The following is an 18,453-nucleotide window of genomic DNA, read 5'->3' on the forward strand; positions in this document are numbered from 1 at the left end:
CTCAGTCGTCCGACTTCTTCTCGGTCGAGCTGTCGACGTCGGCACCCTGCTCGTCTGCCTCGACGGCGGTCGCGGCGGTCGACTCGTCGTCGACGGCCTCGGCCACAGCCTCGGCGTTGGCCTTCGCGGCGTCGTCGGCGTCGGCCTCCACGGCCTCGACGACGTTGTCGCCCGCAGGCTCGGCAACCGCGGCCTCGGTCTCGTCGAGCTTGGCCTCGGCGGCCTTGCGGGACGCGGCGACGCGGGTGGCGCGGTCGGCCTCGCTGGACGCGGTCGACCCGGTGACGAGTTCGATCACGGCCATCGGGGCGTTGTCACCCTTGCGCGGCAGCGTCTTGATGATGCGGGTGTAGCCGCCGTTGCGATCGGCAAAGCTCGGACCGATCTCTTCGAACAGGACATGCACGATGTCCTTGTCGCGGATCACCTTGAGCACCTCACGACGGTTGGCCAGCTTGCCGGCCTTGGCGTGGGTGATCAGCTTCTCCGCGTACGGCCGCAGGCGCTTGGCCTTGGCCTCGGTGGTGGTGATGCGGCCGTGCTCGAAGAGCGAGGTGGCGAGGTTCGCCAGGATCGCCTTCTGGTGGCTCGCCGACCCGCCGAGGCGGGCACCCTTGGTGGGCTTGGGCATTGTCTTCTCCTAGACGGACTCCCCCATCGCTGAATGGGGGAAGTCAGGGTTGGCGTGCAGCGGCTACAGCTGCTCGGTCTCTGCGAAATCCTCACCGGAGTCACCGTCGAACGACACGTCGTCCGACCACGTTCCGGTCGCCGGGTCGTAACCGGCCACCTGCGACGGATCGAAGCTCGCCGGGCTGTCCTTGAGAGCCAGACCCAGGGCGTGCAGCTTCACCTTCACCTCGTCGATCGACTTCTGCCCGAAGTTGCGGATGTCGAGCAGATCCGACTCGGTCCGTGCCACGAGCTCACCGACGGTGTGTACACCCTCGCGCTTGAGGCAGTTGTAGGACCGGACGGTCAGGTCGAGATCCTCGATCGGCAGGCTGAACGAGGCGATGTGATCGGCCTCGGCCGGGCTCGGCCCGATCTCGATGCCCTCGGCCTCGACGTTGAGCTCCCGGGCGAGCCCGAACAGCTCCACCAGGGTCTTGCCCGCCGACGCCAACGCATCACGCGCGCTGATCGAGTTCTTGGTCTCCACATCGAGCACGAGCCGATCGAAGTCGGTGCGCTGCTCGACACGGGTGGCCTCGACCTTGTAGGTGACCTTGAGCACCGGCGAGTAGATCGAGTCGACCGGGATGCGGCCGATCTCGGCACCCGACGCCTTGTTCTGCACGGCCGGCACGTATCCGCGGCCCCGCTCGACGACGAGCTCGATCTCGAGCTTGCCCTTGTCGTTCAGGGTGGCGATGTGCAGATCGGGGTTGTGCACGGTGACACCGGCCGGGGGGACGATGTCGGCGCCGGTGACGGTGCCCGGACCCTGCTTGCGCACGTACATCGTGACCGGCTCGTCCTCTTCGGAGCTGACCACGAGGCCCTTGAGGTTCAGGATGATGTCGGTGACGTCTTCCTTCACCCCGGGGACGGTGGTGAACTCGTGGAGCACACCGTCGATGCGGATGCTGGTGATCGCAGCACCCGGGATCGAGCTGAGCAGGGTACGACGCAGCGAGTTGCCGAGGGTGTAGCCGAAGCCGGGCTCGAGCGGTTCGATGACGAACTTCGACCGGTTGTCGGCGAGGATCTCCTCGGTCAGGGTGGGTCGCTGTGAGATGAGCATTCTGAGATTTCTCCTTGTGGCCGACCGCTATATGACGGCCTAGAAGTGAACCGAACAGCTTGTGCTGCTTGGCAATTACTGATTCGACGGACTACTTGCTGTAGAACTCGACGATGAGCTGTTCCTGCAGCGGGACCTCGATCTGGGCGCGCTCGGGCACGTTGTGCACGAGGATGCGCAGGGTCGAGGGAACCACCTGCAGCCAACCCGGGACCGGACGATCGCCGACGAGCTCCTTGGCGATCTGGAACGGAGTGGTCTGCAGCGACTTCGGCCGGACGTCGATGATGTCGTACTGGCTGACGCGGTAGCTGGGCACATCGACCTTCACACCGTTGACGGTGAAGTGGCCGTGGCTGACCATCTGCCGGGCCTGACGACGCGTGCGGGCGATGCCGGCACGGTAGACGACGTTGTCCAGGCGGGTCTCGAGGAGCTTGAGCAACTCGTCACCGGTCTTACCGGTACGACGGTTGGCTTCCTCGTAGTAGCGACGGAACTGCTTCTCGAGCACGCCGTAGGTGAAGCGAGCCTTCTGCTTCTCCTGCAGCTGCAGGAGGTATTCGCTCTCCTTGATCCGCGAACGGCCGTGCTGGCCGGGCGGATAGGGGCGACGCTCGAACGCCTGGTCGCCTCCGATGAGGTCGACGCGAAGACGACGGGACTTCTTTGTGGCGGGGCCGGTATAACGAGCCATTGTCTATTCTTTCCTTTCCCGCTAGACCCGACGCCGCTTGGGCGGACGGCAACCGTTGTGCGGCTGCGGGGTGACATCGGAGATGGTGCCGACCTCGAGGCCGGCGGCCTGCAGCGATCGGATCGCGGTCTCGCGACCCGAACCCGGTCCCTTGACGAACACGTCGACCTTCTTGACGCCGTGCTCCTGGGCCTTGCGCGCGGCGTTCTCGGCCGCGAGCTGAGCCGCGAACGGGGTGCTCTTGCGCGAGCCCTTGAACCCGACGTGGCCCGACGACGCCCAGCTGATGACGTTGCCGTTGGGGTCGGTGATCGACACGATGGTGTTGTTGAACGTCGACTTGATGTGTGCGTTGCCGTGCGGGACGTTCTTCTTATCGCGACGGCGTGCGCCCTTCTTCGGGCCTGCGCTTCGTGACTTAGGAGGCATTACTTCTTCTTCCCGGCGATGGTCTTCTTCGGGCCCTTGCGAGTACGGGCATTGGTCTTGGTGCGCTGTCCACGGACGGGCAGGCCACGACGGTGACGCAGACCCTGGTAGCAGCCGATCTCGATCTTGCGACGGATGTCGGCCTGGACCTCGCGGCGCAGGTCACCCTCGACCTTCACCGAGGCTTCGATGTATTCACGCAGCTTCGCGACGTCTGCGTCGGTGAGATCCTTGGCGCGCAGGTCCGGGCTGAGCCCGGTTCCGGCCAGGATCTCCTTGGAGGTGGTACGCCCAACTCCATAGATGTAGGTCAGTGCGATCTCCAGCCGCTTCTCGCGGGGGAGATCCACACCAGCAACACGTGCCATGTGGCGGGATTCCTTCACTTCTCAGAGGTCTGCTCCTGGTCCGTCCCGGACTCTTGCCGGGCTCCGGCCTCTGAACCGGAGGTGGGCGCCGACCCGTGTGTCGACGCTGGTGCCAAGAGGGCTTCACAAATCCTGTTCAGCTCTTCTGGTGTATTCAGTTGTCTCTCAAGCGACCCGGAGGGTGGCGAGTGATGATCAGCCCTGACGCTGCTTGTGACGCAGGTTCTCGCAGATCACCATGACCCGACCGTTACGGCGGATCACCTTGCACTTCTCACAGATCGGCTTGACGCTCGGCTGAACCTTCACGTCAATCTCTCCTGTTACTCGCCCGCCGGGCACGGCCGATGGCCGCACCGATGGCGGGTGTGGTTACCCCGGGCCGCCCCGGCCCGGGAGGTCTTACTTGTAGCGGTAGACGATGCGCCCACGACCGAGGTCGTAGGGCGAAAGTTCCACGACGACCCGGTCCTCGGGCAGGATGCGGATGTAGTGCTGCCGCATCTTGCCGCTGATGTGGGCGAGCACCTTGTGACCGTTCTCCAGCTCGATGCGAAACATCGCATTCGGCAGGGGTTCGATCACCCGACCCTCGACCTCGATGGCCCCGTCTTTCTTCGCCATGTCCTCCGCGATCCTGTCGCGCGCCCTCATCAGGCGCGTAACCCGGTTGAATTCGTTCCGATCCGTTACTGTGTGGGCACCCCGGGACAGCGTCACCAGGTGCCCGTTCCGGTGCTGACCGGAACTCGATACCTCACGCCCCGGCCCGTGCAACCACCTGCGGAGAGACTCCTACGGTGGACACACGAATGCCGGCACGCTTTGCGCACCGCCGTCCTATGCTACGCGAACTGCGGGAACACTCCAAACCGTCGAGAAACCCGGAACCATGGCCGCACGAATCCGGCATCTCGCGCCGACGATGGCACACTATTTGCCATGCGTGCCTTCTTGATCCAGAGCGCTCTCAGCGGCGTCGCCCTGTGGGTGGCGACACTGATCGTGCCCGGCCTGGACTTCGTGTTCCCCGACAATGCGGGCTTCGGCGTCAAACTGGGGATCGTCGTGTTGGTCGCGCTGATCTTCGGCGTGATCAACGCGTTCATCAAACCGATCGTGCAGATCTTCGCGATCCCGCTCTACATCCTCACCCTCGGCCTGATCCACATCGTGATCAATGCGTTCATGCTCGAGATCACCTCATGGATCACCCACAACACCACCACGTGGGGCCTGCAGGTGGATCACTTCTTCTGGTCGGCGGTACTCGGCGCACTGGTCATCTCGGTGGTGAGCTGGCTGATCTCGATGGTGCTCAAGGAGCCCGTCCGCTAACCCTCCTCCACCCGGTGTCACCGGCCGGCGACGTCAGGCCCCGGCAGAGATGATCGCCGTCAACTGGTCGATCGGCGAACCATCGCCGAGCACCTGGATGGCGACGTGGTCGGCACCGGCGGCGAGGTGCTCGTCGACCTGCTTGCGGATCGAGGCCGCATCGCCGTGGGCGACCAGCGCGTCGATCAGGGCGTCGGAGCCACCGTTGGCGATGTCGTCGTCGGTCCATCCGAGTCGCTTCAGATTCGACGTGTAGTTGCGCAGGTGCAGGTACGGCTGGTCGACCGGCGGGCGTCCGACGGCTCGCGCCGCCTGCGGGTCGGTGTCGAGCACCACCTTGTGCTCGGGAGCCAGCAACACGTCCTCGCCCAGGGTTTCGCGGGCGATCGCGGTGTGTGCGGGAGGTGTCAGATACGGGTGCGCCCCGAGCGCGCGGTCGGCGGACAGGCGCAACATCTTCGGCCCCAGCGCGGCCAGCACACGACGCTCGGTGGGCACGTTCTTCTCGTCGAGGACGTCGAGATATTCCCCGACCGCCTCGTACGGCTTCCTGTACTCGGCGGTCGCCTCCGGGTGGCCGGCACCGATGCCGAGATAGAAGCGGCCCGGGAAGTCCCGGTCGAGTTCGTGGAATTCGTCGGCGATCGCGGCGGCGTCGGTGTTCCAGATGTTGACGATGCCGGTGGCCACCGTGATGTTCTCGGTTGCGTCGAGGACCTTGCGGATCGGACCGAGATGCTTCGGGGATCCGCCCAGCCAGATGGTGCCGTACCCGAGACGTTCGATCTCGCGCGCCTCATCCGGTGAGAACCGGCCGAACCAGCCCCATACCCCGTGCCGTCCGAATCGTTGGATGTGCGCGGTCTTCCCCGAGTCAGTCATGTTCTCCGAGTCAGTCATGCCCTCCGCAACCGCAGACGGCGAACGGCTATTCCGATCGCCCCGACTTTCCGCCGGCCCGACTCCCGTCCGATGCGGGGTACCATTCCGAATACTCACCGGAAAGGAGTTCCCTGGTGAAGAGTTTCTGGTGTGGGGCCGTGATTCCCGACTGCGATACGCGTTTCGTCGGCAGAGACGAACCCGACGTGCTCCGGCAGGTGGCCGAACATGCCGCCGGTGTGCACGGACTCGACGATCTGCCCGCCGCCACCGTCGACCGGGTCCGCCGGTTGATCTCAGACGTATCCGAGTGATCGGGCGACGGGCGCAGACCGGCGGACGCGGAAAGCGATTGGTGGGATGCACCACCCTGCGGTGAGCGAGCCGATCGACGAGCTGGATGCAGCCGTCACCGAGTTGCTCGACGCCGGCCGCGCACCGCGATTGGTCTATCAGCCCATCGTCGACATCGCACGCCTGCGTGTCGTCGGATACGAGGCACTCAGCCGTTTTCCGGGTCCCCTGCAGGCCAGCCCGGACCGGTGGTTCGCGGCGGCGGTACGCATCGGTCGGGCCATCGAGCTGGAAGCGATGGTCGTCGAGAAAGCACTCGCCGCGCGAGTGCACTTGCCCGCCAACTGTTTTCTGACGATCAACGTGGCGCCCGAGGCACTCGTCTCCGCGCCCATCCAGCAATTGTTGCAGCACACCGACCTGACGCGGGTGGTCGTCGAACTCACCGAACACTCCGCGGTCTCCGATTACGATGTCGTCGGCCGGGCGGTGGCCCAGGTACGCGACCGCGGCGGTTTCATCGGTGTCGACGACGTCGGCGCCGGATATGCAAGCCTGCACCGGATCCTGGCCATCCGGCCGGACTTCGTGAAACTCGACCGTGAATTGATCACCGGCCTCCACAACGACGAGGCCAAGGCCGCGCTCGTCGAGATGTTCGGCGGTTTCACCAGCCGGATGGATTCGTGGGTCGTCGCCGAAGGGATCGAGCAGCGCGACGAGTTGCATCGGTTGGTGCAGCTCGGCGTCCCCCTGGGTCAGGGGTACCTCCTCGGGCGACCCGCACCCGAGATGGGTTCTCTCGACCTCGATCCGAGCACCCTCGCCCCGACCCTCGCCACGACGGTGACGGCGGCACCGCAGTCCACGGTGGCCCGTCTCGCGCACCCCTGCCTGACCGCACCTCTGGACTCCCCCGACGGCACGCTGCGCACCGCGCTCTCGGACGGTTCGACTCTTCCGCTGGTCATTCTGCTCGACTCCGGTGGTCGCCCAACACAACTGGCGCAACAGAGCGACCCGACGACGATCGAGCGGCGCGACGTGCTGCGGATCCTCGACTCCACCGACCAGCGAGAAGCGTTGCGGCGTGCGATGACACGACCGCGGCCGACCCGGTTCGATCCCCTCGCGTGCTGCGACATGTCCGGAGCGTTCCTCGGCGTCGTGCCGATCGAGCGGCTGATCGAGGCCCTGATCGTGGTCTGAGTGGGTCCTGCGGCGGCGAGATCTCGCCGGCCGGGGAGAGGAGCTGCTACATACCGGCGAGCGTGTCGTCGCGCCGCTCGATGATCGACGCCCGCATCTGTGAGGTCAGCAGCGTCGGGGTGCCCAGTGCCATCATGTGGCCGCTGTCGTGCGGATTCACGCCGTTGGCCCGCAGAAACGGCTCGGCCCGTTGCGACACACTGCCTTTCACGCCGAACCAGTCGAGAAACTCGGCAACGGTCGTCGTCAGGAAATCCCCGCCGAGGGTGTCGTTGGCGCGCCCGATGATCCAGCCGATGGCGGCCGCCGCCCGATCGGTCGACGCTTTCCGACGAAAGATCGCAGGATCGCGGCGCGCCGCCCGGGCCAGCAATCGCCGCATGGCCGTGCGGTGTTCGACGTCGAAGAAGACCTCCGCGCTCGCATCGCAGCGCTGCCGGATCACCTCGACCACGGGCAGGATGTCCTCGGCAATTCCCGTGACGTCGAACGGTTCGTCGGGCAGCGGCTCGGCGTCGAGGCTCAGCAGCGTCGGGCGTCCGCCGACCCGTTGGTCCAACTGGCGCAGAATGAACTCTTCGAGAGATGACCCACTGGAATCGAAACCCGGTGGACAATCGGACAACCCGTCGAGGATCGAGGCATCCTCCCCGAGCGCCGACGCCCGGGCGAGCTGCGCCAGCATTATGGCGTTGGATGGCCGGTCACGCCGGATCTCCTCCCGGAACTCTGCTTCGCATTCGTCGATCGCGGCGAGGGTGTCGGCGGTGGCGGCCCGGCTGATCCCGCGCTCACCGTGGCAGTAGCGAACGAAGCGGCGCATCAGCTCCGGGTACCGCTGAAGCGATTCGACGTCGTCGATGATCTTGCGCGGGATGCGATCGAGCAACATGATCTCGACGACCACCGGGCTCCACCGCATGGGATCCGGTGCGGCCATCCACATCAACGGTTCGAGAGCGCTACGGTTCTCGGCATCGTCGAGGGGCCGACCGTGGGGCGAGGCGAAGAACGCGTCGGCGAGTTCGGAGTACTCGGCGTCGGTCCACTCGCGCGGTGACGGCGCAGCACCGGCCTCAGGTAACAGCCGCAGCGCCCACTCGACCAGCGGACGGCACATCGGCCACGAGTCGGATTCGACCGGCGGGAAGGTCATCCGACCGATCTTCATCGCCTCCTCGAGGGTCGCGCGAGCGGTACCCGCGTCGACGGGATCGCACACCACCGTGGTCATCGACGAGGATGCGCTCTCCCGGAAATGCGCGAGCAAGTCTTCCACCGACGCCGGAACGACGAAGGCATCCTTCACGATCGAACCCATGTTGTGGTCGACGTACACCAGGAACGAGAGCTCGTACGCCGGCGACCACCCGATCGTGAAGATGTAGGACTCCCCGTCGCTCAGTTCGTCGCCGACGACATAGACCTCGGAGACCACGCGCGCCTCGCCGAACGTGTCGAGCCACGTCGGCATGGGTTGGCGACGACCGGCCAGCGTGCGCGTGATGCGCGCCGCGAGGAGCTCGTCGGCCTCGAGTTCATCGGCAAGTAGTTCCCGGAAAACCGCCAGAGCGGCCGTCGTCTCGGCGAAGGAGATCTCCACGAACGACTCGATCAGCGTGTCGCGCGTGGCCCGATCCTCCCGATCGGCGAGCGGATGCGGTTCGGGATCGGTGGCCTCGAGCAGCGTGCTGAGGGTGACCAGCAGGTCGATCGGTTCACCGGTCCGCAGCGCGAGGCGGATGCTCTGGATGAGCGGCTGCTCGTCTGCCCCCGGCAGCGGTCCACCGCCGCGTCCACCGCCCGTTGCCGAACGCACCGGCTGCAGATGCCTGCGCTTGGGATCTTTCTTGCCTCGCGATCGCTTACCCATCACGAGGCAGCGTACTGGCAAGCGGTCGGCGTCGTCAGGTACTGGTGGCGTGAGGTCGGCCGGGGCGCAGTCGACCGCAGAGCATCGGCGATGGCAGGCTGGTCTCCATGCGTGCTGTCATCCAGCGGGTCACCGAGGCCTCGGTCGTCGTCGACGGGAACGTCGTGGGACAACTCGACATCACACCCGGTGGCCACGGTTTGGTGGCCATGATCGGCGTCACCCACGACGACACCGATGCCGACGCCACCAAGCTCGCCGACAAGATCTGGCGTCTGCGGATTCTCGACGGCGAGGCCACGGGCGGATCGCCGGCGGAGGTGTCGGCTGCCGACGTCGACGCACCGATCCTGGTGATCAGCCAGTTCACGCTGTACGCCAACACCGCCAAGGGTCGACGCCCCTCATGGAACGCGGCGGCGCCGGGGGCGGTCGCCGAGCCCCTCGTCGATGCGGTCGTCGACGCCCTGCGGGCCGCAGGGGCGACGGTGGCCACCGGGCGTTTCGGCGCGCACATGAGCGTGCGCCTGGTCAACGATGGGCCGGTCACCATCATCGTGGAGACGTGACACCGGTAGCTTCGAGGTCATGGGACGTATCACCGCACGTCGCCGGGTGATCCGCGTCCGGCGCGGCGAACCCACGGCGCGCGCCGACGTGCTGGCCGTCGAGGAACCACTGGAGATCCGGATCGGCGGTCGGGCACTGGTCGTCACCATGCGCACACCCGGCCACGACGTCGAGCTCGCGACCGGCTTCCTGGTGTCGGAAGGGCTGATCGCCCGCGCCGAGGACGTGGTCTCGGCCCGCTACTGTGCGGGTGCCCGGGCCCCCGGCGAACCCAACAGCTACAACATTCTCGACCTCACCCTGGCCGACGGGATCGGTGCGCCCGACGCCGTACCCGCCCGACGCTTCACGATGAGCAGTGCCTGCGGAGTCTGCGGCAAGGACAGCATCGACGCGGTGGCGACGGCGTCGCGCTTCACCGTCGACGACGACCCGCTGGCCCTCGACACCGACACCGTCCTCGCACTCCCCGACCGTCTCCGTGAGGGACAAAAGGCATTCGACCGGACCGGCGGCATTCATGCCGCAGGTCTGTTCGACGGCACCACCGGCGAGATGCTGGTGATCCGAGAGGACATCGGACGTCACAACGCCGTCGACAAGGTCGTGGGCTGGGCCCTGACCCAGGATCGACTTCCGTTGCGCGGCACCGTCCTCCAGGTCTCGGGACGGGCCAGCTTCGAGCTCGTGCAGAAGGCGGCGATGGCCGGCATCCCGATGCTCTCGGCGGTGTCCGCTCCGTCCTCTCTTGCCGCGGACCTCGCCGAACAGCAGGGGATGACGCTGGCCGGGTTCGTGCGCGGTGATTCCCTGGTGCTCTACAGCCGACCCGACCGCGTCCTGGGATCACCGGCCCGGTGAGCCGCCCACATCCCCGCTTCCGACACCGCCGCTCTCACACCCGCTCCCCCGTCTGCCCGTCGAACCAGTGAACCTCGTCGGCGACGGGCAGCAGACCGATCTCGTCACCGACGGTGAACATCTGCCGGTGATCGGCACGCACCACCACCCGCCCGTCGCGCACCGGCAGATCGGCTGCGCTGTAGACGAATTGCTCGGCGCCGAGTTCTTCGACCAGTTCGACCCGTGCAGTCACCGACCGCGGTGTCCCGGCCGCGACCAGCTCCCAGGATTCGGCGCGCATCCCGACCACCGCCTTCCCCGGCACCGCCCGCGGCGCCGGCAGGTCGGCACCACCGAGATCGACGTGCCCGTCGTGCACCTCGACGTCGATCAGACACATCTGTGGCGTGCCCATGAAACCGGCGACGAAGACATTGGCCGGATGCCGATAGATCTCCCGCGGCGTCCCGACCTGTTGCAGCACACCGCGATCGAGGACCGCCACCCGATCGCCCATGGTCATCGCCTCGACCTGATCATGGGTGACGTAAAGCGTGGTGGTGTCCAGCTTGCGCTGCAACGCGGCGATCTGCGCACGTGTGCTCACACGCAGCTTCGCGTCGAGATTCGACAGTGGTTCATCCATGCAGAACACCTTGGGGTGCCGGACGATCGCCCGACCCATCGCGACCCGTTGACGTTGCCCGCCGGACAGTTTCGCGGGTTTGCGGTCGAGCAGTTCGTCGAGTTCGAGCATCGCCGCCACCTCGTTGACCCGGGCGGCGGTGTCGGCCTTGCTCATCCCCGCGTTGCGCAGCGCGAATCCCATGTTGTCGGCGACCGTCATGTTCGGGTACAGCGCATAATTCTGGAACACCATCGCCACGTCACGGGACTTCGGTGGCAGACCGACGACGTCGGCGTCGTCGATGAGGATGGCGCCCGATTCCACCGACTCGAGGCCGGCGACCATGCGCAGGCTCGTCGACTTGCCACAGCCCGACGGGCCGACGAGCACCATGAACTCGCCGTCGGCGATCTCGAGGTCAAGGGCGTCGACGGCGGGCGAACCGTCGCCGAATCGCTTGGTGGCCTTGGCGTAGGTGACCGAAGCCATTACTTGGGCAGCTTCGGCTGGATCTGGGTGGTGTAGATCTGCTCGATCTGCTTCTGCGTATCGGCCATCGTCGCGGCGACGTCGGCGTTCTGCAGACCGATCTTCTCGAAACCGGTACCGATGATCTTGTCGCCGCCGGGAATGAACACCCGAGCGTAGTTCTGCGGCTTGGTCTTCGGCAGTTGTTCGATCGCGGTCCGGAAGTTCGGGTTCTTGTCCAGGAATGCGGTCATCGACGGCGCGGTGACCGCGGCCTTGCGCACCGGCATGTAACCGACGTTCTGCGAGAAGTAGGCCGTGTTGTCGGTGTTGGTGATGAAGTCGATGAACTTCAGCGCGTTGACCTTGCGCTCGTCGGAATTGCGGGCCGGGATGGCCAGTCCCGCACCACCGGTCGGGCAACCGATCGTGCCGTCCGGGGCCGGAAGGAACGCCGTCGAGAACCGGAATTTCGCATCCGAGGTGATACCCGAGAGGTCACCGGTGGAGGCGACCGTCGAGGCGAGGAGTCCCGCGCTGAAATCACCGGCGATGTCGTTGGAGATCTTCGCGTACCGGTCCTTGTTGATCGTGTCGCTCAGATACTGCGCAGCGGCAACGGTTTTCGGGTCGGTGAACGTCATCGTCCAGTCGTCGGAGTAGGCGCCACCGAAGGTCCAGGTGGGTCCTTGGAAGGTCCAGCCCAGGTAGTCCACGGCGTTGCCCCACCCGTGCGCCGACTTGCCCGAGCCCACCACCGACTGGATGCGCGGACCCCACTCGGCGAACTCCTGCCACGACGCCGGACCGCGGGCGGGCAGCCCGGCCTGGCTCCACACATCGGCGTTGTAGTAGAACAGCGGGGTCGACCGCGCGTACGGCAGCGCCCACGTCTTGTTATTCCACTTGTAGTCGCCGACAAGGGAATCGACGTAGCCCGACGGATCGACGCCGGCCTTGCCGAAGAGGTCGTCGAGCGGTGCGATCGCACCGATCAGGGCGAAGTTGAACCACCACACATCGCTGAGGATGATGATGTCGGGCAGTGCGCCGCCCGACAGTGCGGCGTTGAACTTCTGCGCCGCCTCCTCGTAGTTCTTTCCCGCATCGATCAACTGCACCTTGATGCCCGGGTTGGCCGCCTCGAACCGCTTGATGAGTTCCTTCTCGACGTCGGTCGACTTGCCGGGATGGTTCGACCAGAAGGTCAGGTTGTTGGGATCACCGTCATTGCTCGAGCCGCCACCCGAGCCGGCACATGCAGCGAGGGCGGCCGCAGCGGCCACGGTCAGTCCGGCGCCGAGGAATCCACGGCGGGTCAAGTCGGTCATGCGCATTCTCCTGGATGTGTGATGAGTGATGAGAGTGGGTCGGGATGGTCAAACAGGTGGGGCCACAACGGTGTACGCGATCACCCCTTGACCGCACCGGAGGTCAGGCCCTTGATCATGTGGCGTTGGAGTGCGAGAAAGACGATCAGCATCGGCAGCATCGCCAAGACCGTCGCGGCCATCACCGGTCCCCAGTTGGTGACGCCGTCGTTGTTCTGCAGCTGCGTCAGTCCCACCGGCAGTGTCGCCACGCTGTAGTCGTCGGCCATCAAGAACGGCCACAGGTATTCGTTCCATTCGTTGACGAGGGTGATGAGGGCGAACGCCACCATCGTCGGAATCGACAACGGCAACACCACACGCACGAGCAACCGGATGTGCCCGGCGCCGTCCATGCGGGCGGCCTCGATGATCTCCGGTGGGATCGACAGAAAGTGGTTGCGCATCAAGAAGGTTCCGAACGCGACCCCGGCCAGCGGCACGATGATCCCGGCGAAGGTGTTGCGGAAACCGAGTTGGGCGACCAGCGAGTAGTTGGTGATGACGGTGATCTGATTGGGCACCATCAGCGCCGCGATGATCACCAGGAACACGAGGTTCTTGCCCGGGAATCGCAAGAAGACCAGACCGTAGGCGCTGAGCACGCCGAGCACGAACTTGATGACACCGAGGATCAGCGTGACGATCAGCGAGTTGCGCAGGAACTGCCAGAACGGTACCGAGGTGGTGGCCTCCCGGTAGTTCTCGGGATGCCACGTCGAGGGCCACCACACCGCGGGCTGTACGTAGATCTCGGATCGATCCTTGAAGGAGGTCAACACGATCCACGCCAGGGGCACCACGACGACGGCCAACGCGACGAGCATCGCGAGATAACCCAGCACCTGCACCGTCCGCCGACGCCTGCGCGCACGTACGGCAATCCGTCCGCGCTCGTCGGAGACGATCGCCCCGCCGCGTCGGTGCGCGTCCGCAACCGGTGTGTCCGTGGTCGAGGTCATCGTGCGCCCCGATCCATCAGCCGTACCTGGGCGACGGTGACCACGAGCAGGATCAGGAACATGATGGTGGCGACGGTCGCACCGTACCCGGCGCGGAAGTTGCGGAAGGTCTCCTCGTAGACCTGGTAGACCATCGTCGTCGTGCCGTTACCCAGGGGACCACCGCGGGTCATCACGTTGATGATGTCGAAGACCTGTAATGAGTTGAGCAACACGGTGATCGAAAGGAAGAACGTCGTCGGACGCAGCTGCGGCAGGAGCACCTTGCGGAAATGTGTCCAGCCCGAGGCGCCGTCGACGGCTGCCGCCTCGTCGAGATCTGCCCGTTTACCCTGTAGCGCAGCGAGATAGATCACGAACGCGTATCCGAGGTTCTTCCACACGTAGGTGACGGTGATCATGAACAGCGCCCAGTGGGGTTGCTGATAGAAGTCCGGCGCCGACCCCAGTCCGAGCCGATGCATCAGGTCGTTGATCAGGCCGAAATTCGGGTCGAACACGAACTGGAAGGCGATGCCGACCGCCGCGCCCGACAGCACGAACGGGGCAAAAACCACCGACCGCACCAGGTTTCGGCCCTTGAGCTGCCGATCGAGCAGTAACGCCAGCGCCAGTCCGAGGGCCATGCTGCCGACGACCGCGACGACGGTGAACACCACCGTGTTCACGACGATGGTCGCGGTGTCCTCACGGGTGAACCATTCGCGATAGTTCGCGAGGCCGATGAACGTCGAGCCGGGCGAGGAGATGTTCCAGTCGTAGAACGACATCCGGATGTTCTCGATCAGCGGCCGATAGGTGAACACCGCCAGCAGAACGAGATTGGGGCCCACGATGGCAAGGAACAGGGCATAGGACTTCCACGGCCGACGCCGGCCCGCGCGGGGCAGCACATGTTCGTTCACCGATGGCACCCGGCGAGTATTCAGCCGGCACCTGACCGGACGCGAACGGCTGCGTTGAGCGCCGGTGAGCGATACGTGTCCGGCAGGTGTCGCCGCCTGAATCGGATACGGCGCGTCGCCGCGGTCAGCTGGGCCGAAAGATCAGGACGGTCGGTTGGTGAGGATTCGCGGCCCGTCGGCGGTGACGGCCACGGTGTGCTCCCAATGTGCGGCACGCGAGCCGTCGTCGGTGACGACCGTCCAGTCGTCGTCGAGAACGCTTGTCTCGGTCGTGCCCAGGGTGAGCATCGGCTCGATCGCGAGGGTCGACCCGACGACGAGCAACGGGCCCGAGCCGGGCGCACCCTCATTGGCCAGGAACGGTTCCATGTGCATCTCACGACCGATACCGTGACCGCCATAGCCGTCGACGATCCCGAACGCACGATCGAACTTTCGCTCGGCGTCGTGGGTGCCGGTCTCGATGGCGTGCGAGATGTCGGTGAGGCGTGCGCCGTCGATCATGGCGGCGATCCCGGCCTCCATCGACAGCCGGGTTGCCTCGGAGAGCTCGGCATCGGCCTGCGACAGTTCACCGACCCCGAAGGTCCAGGCCGAATCCCCGTGCCAGCCATCGAGAATGGCACCGCAATCGATCGAGACCAGATCGCCCTCGGCGAGAATGACAGTGCTCGACGGGATTCCGTGCACCACCACGTCGTTGACCGACGAGCAGATCGATCCCGGGAATCCGTGGTAGCCCTTGAACGACGGCACCGCCCCGGCCTGACGGATCACGGTCTCGGCGACCTCGTCGAGTTCGAGGGTGCTCACCCCGGGCGCTGCCGCCGCGCGCACGGCAACGAGCGCGGCACCCACGACGGCACCGGCGGCTTCCATCGCGTCGAGTTCCCCGGCGCTGCGGAACGGCACGCGCTTGCGTTTACGGAATCCCATCACCACACCTCATCCGATCGTCTCGGCTGGAAGAAAAGGCGCCGGGCCACACCGATCGTGCGGTGTGGCCCGGCGCCGGAAAATACTTGTGTCGGTGGACGTCAGGAGACGCCGGCACCGAGTGCGCTCAGCACCCGCTGATGCACGTCCTGGATGTCGCCGACCGCGTCGATCGTCTTCACCTGATCGCCGTAGTAGTCCAGCAGCGGCGCGGTCTCCTTCTGATACACCGACATCCGATTGCGGATGACCTCTTCGGTGTCATCGGCACGGCCACGGGCCAGCATGCGCTCGACGACGACGTCGGGGTCGACCACGAACGACAGCACCGCATCCAGCGAGGAATCGAGACCGTCGAGGATCTCGGCGAGGGCGTCGGCCTGCTCGGTCGACCGCGGGAATCCGTCGAGGATGAATCCCTTCGACGCATCCGGCTCGCCGACCCGGGCGCGCACCATGTCGACGGTGATCTCCGAGGGCACGAGGTCACCGGCGTCGAGATACCGCTTGGCTTCGATGCCCACGGCGGTGCCCTGTGAGATGTTGGCGCGGAACAGATCACCGGTGGAGATGTGCGGGATGCCGAGCGATTCGCTCAACAGTTCCGCCTGGGTACCTTTGCCTGCTCCGGGGGGGCCGAGAATGACAAGTCTCACTTCAGGAATCCTTCGTACTTGCGTTGCATCAATTGACTGTTGACCTGCTTCATCGTGTCCAGTCCCACGCCGACCATGATCAACACGGCCGTGCCCCCAAATGGCAGGTTCTGAACACCACCACTGTTCCCGATCTCCAGGAACAGGTTCGGCAGTACCGCGATGATACCCAGGTAGATCGAACCCGGCAGGGTGATGCGACTGAGCACATACCCGAGGTAGTCCGCGGTCGGTTGCCCCGGGCGGATACCCGGGATGAAGCCACCGTACTTCTTCATGTCATCGGCACGTTCCTCCGGATTGAAGGTCACCGCCACGTAGAAGTACGTGAAGAAGATGATCATCAGGAAGTACACGATGATGTAGACGTAGTTGCTCGGGTCGGCGAGATAGGTGCTGACCCAACGCTGCCAGCCCGACGGCGCCTCCGACGAGCTCTGCGTGAGCTGCACGATGAGCTGCGGCAGATACAGCAGTGACGAGGCGAAGATGACCGGGATGACGCCGGCCTGGTTGACCTTGAGCGGCAGGTAGGTCGACGACCCGCCGTACATCTTGCGGCCCACCATGCGCTTGGCGTACTGCACCGGGATGCGCCGCTGGCCCTGCTCGATGAAGACCACACCGGCGACGATGATGAGCACCGCGACCACGACGAGCCCGAAGACCAGGCCGCCTCGGCTGGTGAGGATCGTGCGGCCCTCGGCGGGGATGCGGGCGGCGATGCCCGCGAAGATCAGCAACGACATGCCGTTGCCGATGCCGCGTTCGGTGATCAGCTCACCGAACCACATCACCAGGCAGGCGCCTGCGGTCATCACCAGGACGATGATCGTCAGGCCCAGGATCGACTTGTCGTTGAGGATGTTGTCGCCGCAGCTCGAGGGCAGCAGGTTGCCGCGCACGGCCAGTGCCACGATGCCGGTGGACTGCAGCAACGCCAGCGCGACCGTCAGGTAGCGGGTGTACTGCGTCATCTTGGCCTGACCCGACTGGCCCTCCTTGCGGAGTTGCTCGAAGCGCGGGATGACCACCGTCAGCAACTGCACGATGATGCTGGCCGTGATGTAGGGCATGATGCCGATCGCGAACACCGACAGCTGCAGCAGTGCGCCGCCGGAGAACAAGTTGATCAGCGAATAGACCTGGTTGCCGCCACCACTGTTGATGGTGTCGATGCACTTGTGCACCTCGACGTAGTTCACGCCCGGTGAGGGAACCGTCGCCCCCAGGCGATACAGCACGATGATGCCGATGACGAAGAGGATCTTCTTCCTCAGATCGGGCGTCCTGAAGGCCGCGATGAGGGGGGAGAGCACTAATTCCTCCTAGAACGACCACGCGTCATCTTGCACCGGGTGTCCGGCTCACGTGCTCGGCAATCGACATTGATCAGTGGTTGCGGGGCAACAACGGTGAAACTCTAACAGCCGCTCGCGCGCGGCCCGTCCGACGTCTGGTGTGACGTCGTCGGCCGGGCACGGCCGTCGCGGCCGCCACCTTCCGATGGCGGCCGACGCTCGGACGTCATCCCCCCCGGGCGCCGGTGACCACAATAGACGTCGTGGTCGGCCGGGTGCCCCGACGCCGAGGTCCGCAGCGGCGACGACGCGGTGTCGCATCCGCTGCGGACCTCGGCTACCTGCATTTTTTCTTACTGCTCGGTCGCGCTGCCACCGGCAGCTGCGATCTTCTCCTTGGCCGATGCGGTGAATTTGTCGGCGGTGACGTTGACCGCCACACCGAGTTCACCGTCGCCGAGGACCTTCACGAGCTTGTTCTTGCGGACGGCTCCGGCGGCGACGAGCTCGTCGACGCCGATGGTGCCGCCCTGCGGGAACAGACGGGCGATGTCGCCGACGTTGACGACCTGATACTCGATCCGGTTGCGGTTGGTGAAGCCCTTGAGCTTCGGCAGCCGCATGTGGATCGGCATCTGGCCACCCTCGAAGGCGGCGGGCACGTTCTTGCGTGCCTTGGTGCCCTTGGTGCCGCGGCCGGCGGTCTTGCCCTTGGAGCCCTCGCCGCGACCCACACGGGTCTTGTCGGTCTTCGCGCCCGGAGCGGGGCGAAGATGGTGGAGCTTGATGGTCATGACTTAACCTCTTCGACTGTCACGAGGTGCGAAACCACGTTGATCAGACCGCGGTTGATCGGGGTGTCCTCGCGGGTGACCGACTTGCGGATGCCCTTGAGGCCGAGCGTCCGCAGGCTGTCACGCTGGTTCTTCTTGGTACCGATGGTGCCCTTGACCTGGGTGATCTTCAGCTGTGCCATC

Annotated in this window: 23 protein-coding genes; 5 read left to right on the top strand and 18 right to left on the bottom strand. The window is 65.5% G+C overall.

The features are described from left to right. Position 1 precedes the first annotated feature (1 nt). The 7 genes from rplQ to infA form a co-directional block, all read right to left on the bottom strand. Positions 2–631 (bottom strand): 50S ribosomal protein L17, encoded by a 630-nt coding sequence (rplQ, locus tag AC5ZH6_RS19015; protein ID WP_006370386.1) that lies wholly within the window; start codon positions 629–631, stop codon positions 2–4. A gap of 63 nt (positions 632–694) precedes the next feature. After that, complete coding sequence (locus AC5ZH6_RS19020; protein WP_006370387.1) at positions 695–1,747, bottom strand: DNA-directed RNA polymerase subunit alpha; 1,053 nt, start codon at positions 1,745–1,747, stop codon at positions 695–697. A gap of 91 nt (positions 1,748–1,838) precedes the next feature. Beyond that, positions 1,839–2,444: a 30S ribosomal protein S4 gene (gene rpsD / locus AC5ZH6_RS19025; protein ID WP_006370388.1), complete on the bottom strand. Its 606-nt coding sequence runs from the start codon at positions 2,442–2,444 to the stop codon at positions 1,839–1,841. A gap of 21 nt (positions 2,445–2,465) precedes the next feature. After that, complete coding sequence (gene rpsK / locus AC5ZH6_RS19030) at positions 2,466–2,873, bottom strand: 30S ribosomal protein S11 (RefSeq protein ID WP_005207980.1); 408 nt, start codon at positions 2,871–2,873, stop codon at positions 2,466–2,468. Beyond that, a complete protein-coding gene (gene rpsM, locus AC5ZH6_RS19035) occupies positions 2,873–3,241 on the bottom strand; it encodes a 30S ribosomal protein S13 (RefSeq protein WP_005170495.1) in 369 nt (122 codons plus the stop codon). Before rpsM ends, rpsK begins: the two co-directional genes overlap by 1 nt. A gap of 195 nt (positions 3,242–3,436) precedes the next feature. Further along, a complete protein-coding gene (gene rpmJ, locus AC5ZH6_RS19040; RefSeq protein ID WP_005207978.1) occupies positions 3,437–3,550 on the bottom strand; it encodes a 50S ribosomal protein L36 in 114 nt (37 codons plus the stop codon). Positions 3,551–3,643: 93 nt separating this feature from the next. Beyond that, a complete protein-coding gene (gene infA, locus AC5ZH6_RS19045; protein ID WP_005170487.1) occupies positions 3,644–3,865 on the bottom strand; it encodes a translation initiation factor IF-1 in 222 nt (73 codons plus the stop codon). 318 nt (positions 3,866–4,183) lie between these two features. On the opposite strand from infA, the gene AC5ZH6_RS19050 reads away from it, so the two are divergent. After that, complete coding sequence (locus AC5ZH6_RS19050) at positions 4,184–4,579, top strand: phage holin family protein (RefSeq protein ID WP_014360935.1); 396 nt, start codon at positions 4,184–4,186, stop codon at positions 4,577–4,579. 33 nt (positions 4,580–4,612) lie between these two features. Here the strand turns inward: AC5ZH6_RS19050 and AC5ZH6_RS19055 are convergent, their stop codons facing one another. Then, positions 4,613–5,479 (bottom strand): LLM class F420-dependent oxidoreductase, encoded by an 867-nt coding sequence (locus tag AC5ZH6_RS19055; RefSeq protein WP_020170478.1) that lies wholly within the window; start codon positions 5,477–5,479, stop codon positions 4,613–4,615. Between the two features lie 116 nt (positions 5,480–5,595). On the opposite strand from AC5ZH6_RS19055, the gene AC5ZH6_RS19060 reads away from it, so the two are divergent. Beyond that, positions 5,596–5,775, top strand: coding sequence for a DUF1059 domain-containing protein (locus AC5ZH6_RS19060; protein ID WP_014360937.1), 180 nt, complete (start codon positions 5,596–5,598; stop codon positions 5,773–5,775). 61 nt (positions 5,776–5,836) lie between these two features. Then, the gene (locus tag AC5ZH6_RS19065; protein WP_231386621.1) at positions 5,837–6,964 is read left to right on the top strand and encodes an EAL domain-containing protein; all 1,128 of its coding nucleotides are present in this window, start codon (positions 5,837–5,839) and stop codon (positions 6,962–6,964) included. Positions 6,965–7,010: 46 nt separating this feature from the next. Here AC5ZH6_RS19065 and AC5ZH6_RS19070 read toward each other — a convergent pair whose 3' ends face one another. Then, positions 7,011–8,837 carry a hypothetical protein gene (locus tag AC5ZH6_RS19070; protein ID WP_020170477.1) on the bottom strand — a complete coding sequence of 609 codons (1,827 nt, stop codon included), beginning with the start codon at positions 8,835–8,837 and terminating at the stop codon, positions 7,011–7,013. A 107-nt stretch (positions 8,838–8,944) separates the two neighbouring features. Here AC5ZH6_RS19070 and dtd point away from each other — a divergent pair, with 107 nt between their 5' ends. Both dtd and fdhD read left to right on the top strand, forming a co-directional pair. Beyond that, positions 8,945–9,406, top strand: a complete 462-nt coding sequence (gene dtd, locus AC5ZH6_RS19075) for a D-aminoacyl-tRNA deacylase (RefSeq protein ID WP_014360940.1) — start codon at positions 8,945–8,947, stop codon at positions 9,404–9,406. Between the two features lie 19 nt (positions 9,407–9,425). After that, positions 9,426–10,268, top strand: a complete 843-nt coding sequence (gene fdhD / locus AC5ZH6_RS19080) for a formate dehydrogenase accessory sulfurtransferase FdhD (RefSeq protein ID WP_014360941.1) — start codon at positions 9,426–9,428, stop codon at positions 10,266–10,268. 34 nt (positions 10,269–10,302) lie between these two features. Here fdhD and AC5ZH6_RS19085 read toward each other — a convergent pair whose 3' ends face one another. The 9 genes from AC5ZH6_RS19085 to rpmD all read right to left on the bottom strand — a co-directional run bounded on the left by AC5ZH6_RS19085 (position 10,303) and on the right by rpmD (position 18,452). Further along, entirely contained in the window at positions 10,303–11,367 is a 1,065-nt protein-coding gene (locus AC5ZH6_RS19085; RefSeq protein WP_006370398.1) for an ABC transporter ATP-binding protein, read from the bottom strand. Then, complete coding sequence (locus tag AC5ZH6_RS19090) at positions 11,367–12,677, bottom strand: ABC transporter substrate-binding protein (protein ID WP_006370399.1); 1,311 nt, start codon at positions 12,675–12,677, stop codon at positions 11,367–11,369. Before AC5ZH6_RS19090 ends, AC5ZH6_RS19085 begins: the two co-directional genes overlap by 1 nt. Positions 12,678–12,757: 80 nt before the next feature. Next, a complete protein-coding gene (locus AC5ZH6_RS19095) occupies positions 12,758–13,678 on the bottom strand; it encodes a carbohydrate ABC transporter permease (protein ID WP_006370401.1) in 921 nt (306 codons plus the stop codon). Next, positions 13,675–14,592 carry a carbohydrate ABC transporter permease gene (locus AC5ZH6_RS19100; protein ID WP_020170473.1) on the bottom strand — a complete coding sequence of 306 codons (918 nt, stop codon included), beginning with the start codon at positions 14,590–14,592 and terminating at the stop codon, positions 13,675–13,677. The genes AC5ZH6_RS19095 and AC5ZH6_RS19100 overlap by 4 nt, the downstream gene beginning before the upstream one ends. Positions 14,593–14,724: 132 nt before the next feature. Then, positions 14,725–15,519, bottom strand: coding sequence for a type I methionyl aminopeptidase (gene map, locus AC5ZH6_RS19105; RefSeq protein WP_014360942.1), 795 nt, complete (start codon positions 15,517–15,519; stop codon positions 14,725–14,727). A gap of 101 nt (positions 15,520–15,620) precedes the next feature. After that, on the bottom strand, positions 15,621–16,175 hold the full coding sequence (locus AC5ZH6_RS19110; RefSeq protein WP_014360943.1) for an adenylate kinase: 555 nt from the start codon (positions 16,173–16,175) through the stop codon (positions 15,621–15,623). After that, on the bottom strand, positions 16,172–17,494 hold the full coding sequence (gene secY, locus AC5ZH6_RS19115) for a preprotein translocase subunit SecY (protein ID WP_006370409.1): 1,323 nt from the start codon (positions 17,492–17,494) through the stop codon (positions 16,172–16,174). Before secY ends, AC5ZH6_RS19110 begins: the two co-directional genes overlap by 4 nt. Positions 17,495–17,829: 335 nt before the next feature. Beyond that, positions 17,830–18,270 carry a 50S ribosomal protein L15 gene (rplO, locus tag AC5ZH6_RS19120; RefSeq protein ID WP_006370411.1) on the bottom strand — a complete coding sequence of 147 codons (441 nt, stop codon included), beginning with the start codon at positions 18,268–18,270 and terminating at the stop codon, positions 17,830–17,832. After that, positions 18,267–18,452 carry a 50S ribosomal protein L30 gene (gene rpmD / locus AC5ZH6_RS19125; RefSeq protein ID WP_006370412.1) on the bottom strand — a complete coding sequence of 62 codons (186 nt, stop codon included), beginning with the start codon at positions 18,450–18,452 and terminating at the stop codon, positions 18,267–18,269. Before rpmD ends, rplO begins: the two co-directional genes overlap by 4 nt. Position 18,453 lies beyond the last annotated feature (1 nt).

It is taken from the genome of Gordonia sp. YC-XJ4, from assembly GCF_059511865.1.